This window comes from Deinococcus pimensis DSM 21231 (assembly GCF_000519345.1).
In the GTDB taxonomy this organism is placed as follows: domain Bacteria; phylum Deinococcota; class Deinococci; order Deinococcales; family Deinococcaceae; genus Deinococcus_A; species Deinococcus_A pimensis.
This window is the reverse complement of sequence record NZ_KI912646.1, coordinates 2,056-4,303: the sequence shown is the minus strand read 5'-3', so window position 1 is coordinate 4,303 and position 2,248 is coordinate 2,056. Positions and strand designations below refer to the sequence as shown.

General features: G+C 73.5%; 3 protein-coding genes. All 3 read right to left on the bottom strand.

Going from position 1 to position 2,248, the window contains the following annotated elements; all coding sequences use genetic code 11:
* Positions 1-111: 111 nt before the first annotated feature.
* The 3 genes from tmk to DEIPI_RS0112690 all read right to left on the bottom strand — a co-directional run bounded on the left by tmk (position 112) and on the right by DEIPI_RS0112690 (position 2,084).
* Positions 112-756 (bottom strand): dTMP kinase, encoded by a 645-nt coding sequence (gene tmk, locus DEIPI_RS0112700; protein WP_027482004.1) that lies wholly within the window; start codon positions 754-756, stop codon positions 112-114.
* Positions 757-889: 133 nt separating this feature from the next.
* A complete protein-coding gene (locus tag DEIPI_RS0112695) occupies positions 890-1,651 on the bottom strand; it encodes a Nif3-like dinuclear metal center hexameric protein (RefSeq protein WP_027482003.1) in 762 nt (253 codons plus the stop codon).
* A gap of 43 nt (positions 1,652-1,694) precedes the next feature.
* On the bottom strand, positions 1,695-2,084 hold the full coding sequence (locus DEIPI_RS0112690; RefSeq protein WP_027482002.1) for a VOC family protein: 390 nt from the start codon (positions 2,082-2,084) through the stop codon (positions 1,695-1,697).
* Positions 2,085-2,248 lie beyond the last annotated feature (164 nt).

Below are 2,248 nucleotides of genomic sequence, written 5' to 3'. Positions count from 1 at the left end.
GCCCGCCGCGTGTGGGACGGGCACGCGGCGGGGCTGAAGAAGCAGTTCGGGTACCCGGTGTTCGACGGGTGGCGCCGGGCGCAGGGCGGCTCGGACACGCCGCTCGAATGATCAGCCGCGCCTGAGGCCCGGCAGGAACGCGAGGGTGCGTTCCACGAGCGCCCACACGGCGCCCGCGAGGTCCTCCTCCGGGCGGGAGGCGTCGAGGACGACGAAGCGTTCGGGCTGCGACGCCGCCAGCGCGAGGAAGCCCTCGCGGACGCGGCGGTGGAAGCCGAGGTCGGCGAGTTCGAGGCGGTCCTTCGCGCCGCGCTCGGCGGCCCGGCGCAGGCCCTCCTCGGGGTCGAGGTCGAGCAGGAAGGTGATGGCGGGCGTCACGCCGCGCGTGGCCTCCCAGGTGACGGTCTGGAGGAACTCGCGTTCCAGCCCGCGCCCGAAGCCCTGGTAGGCGACGCTGGAGTCCGCGTAGCGGTCGCAGACGACGACGTTGCCGCCCGCGAGGGCGGGTTCGATGACCTCACGGACGAGCTGCGCGCGGCTGGCGCTGTACAGCAGGAACTCGCTCAGCGGGGAGATGTCCACGTCCGGGTCGAGCAGCAGCTCGCGAACGCGGAAGCCCATGGGCGTGCCGCCGGGCTCACGCGTGACGAGGTGGGGAACGCCCGCGCCCTCGAGGCGCGCGGCGAGCCGCCGCACCTGGGTGGACTTCCCCGCGCCCTCCGGGCCCTCGAAGGTGATGAAGAGGGACACGCTCACCTCACGTCCGTGCGTTCCGAGGGAACGTTCGGACGGCGAGCGGAGCGGGTGGAGGAAAGGACGGGCTCGCGGGAACGGAGGAACCGTCCGGTGAGGTTCCGGGCAGTTCCGGAGTGGACGTGAGGCCGTCCCATCACAGGCCCGTGGGCACGTGGATGAACTGCCACGGCAGGCCGAAGGTGTCCTCCAGCTTCGTCGCGAGGGCGCGCACGCCGAAGGTCTCCGTCTCGTAGTGCCCGGCGAACACGGCGTTGATCCCGTACTCGAAGGAGTCGTGGAAGTAGCGGTGCTCGGGCTCGCCGGTGATGAAGGTGTCGAGGCCCGCGCGGGCCGCCTCGGGAATCTCCCCGGCGCCGCTCCCGGACGTGAGGCCGACGCGGCGCACCTCGCCGGGGCCGCCGCCGTGTACGAGGCAGATCTCGCCCGTGAGCTTCTGCAGGCGGTCCGCGAGGTCCTGCAGGGTCATGGGGATGGGCAGCTCGCCGCGCAGGCCGACGAGGCCGAAGGGTTCGACGTCCTGCAGGCTGAGGGCCTGCGCGAGGACGGCGTTGTTGCCCACCTCGGGGTGCGCGTCGAGCGGGAGGTGCGAGACGTAGAGGTTGAGGCCCGCGTCGAGCGCGGCCTTCACGCGGCGACGGTGCGGGCCGGTCAGCGCGAGCGGCTGACCCCAGAAGAGGCCGTGGTGCGTGACGAGCAGGTCGGCGCCGCTGTCGGCGGCCTCCTCGATGGTGCGCAGGGAGGCGTCCACGGCGACGGCGACGCGTCGGATGTCCTCGCGGCCCTCGATCTGGAGGCCGTTCAGGCTCTTGTCGCGGAAGGCGCTCGTGCGCAGGTACTCGTCGAGCCACCTCACGAGGTGGTCGCGCGGAACGGGCGGGGTCGTCATGGGGGGCATTCTAGAGCGTGACGCTCCCCGTCACGGTGCCGCGCGTCGCCCGTCAGGCGTCCCCCGTGAGGGGTACGGCGTCGTGCGCGCCCTCCACGATCTCCCAGCGGTTGCCCCAGGGGTCGAGGAGGTACAGGCGGCGCAGGGCGAGGCGCGAGTCGAACTCCACGGTCACGCCGTGCCCGGCGGCGCGGCGGGCGACCTCGTCGAGGTCATCCGCGCGCAGGCAGGCGTGCGCCTTGCGGGCGGGCGTGAAGGGGTCCTCCAAGCCGACGTGCACCTGCCGCCCGTCGGGCAGCGCGAACCACGCGCCGCCGTTCGCGATCAGGGCGTCCGGCTTGCGGAGCTCGGGCAGGCCGAGGAAGTCGGTGAAGAAGGCGCGGGCGGCGTCCTCGCACCCCCGGGGCGCGCAGACCTGGACGTGGTCGAGACCGGTGATCATGACGCGAGCGTACCGCCGCGCGTCACGCCGGACCTGTCACCGCGCGGGGGACGCGCGGTCCTCGGCGGCGAGGCGGACGTAGCCCTCCACGAGCCGCACGATGACGGGGTTGTGGGTGTGCACGCCGTGCGCCTCGCGCGTGCCGGGGGCCGCGTCGGGCTCCA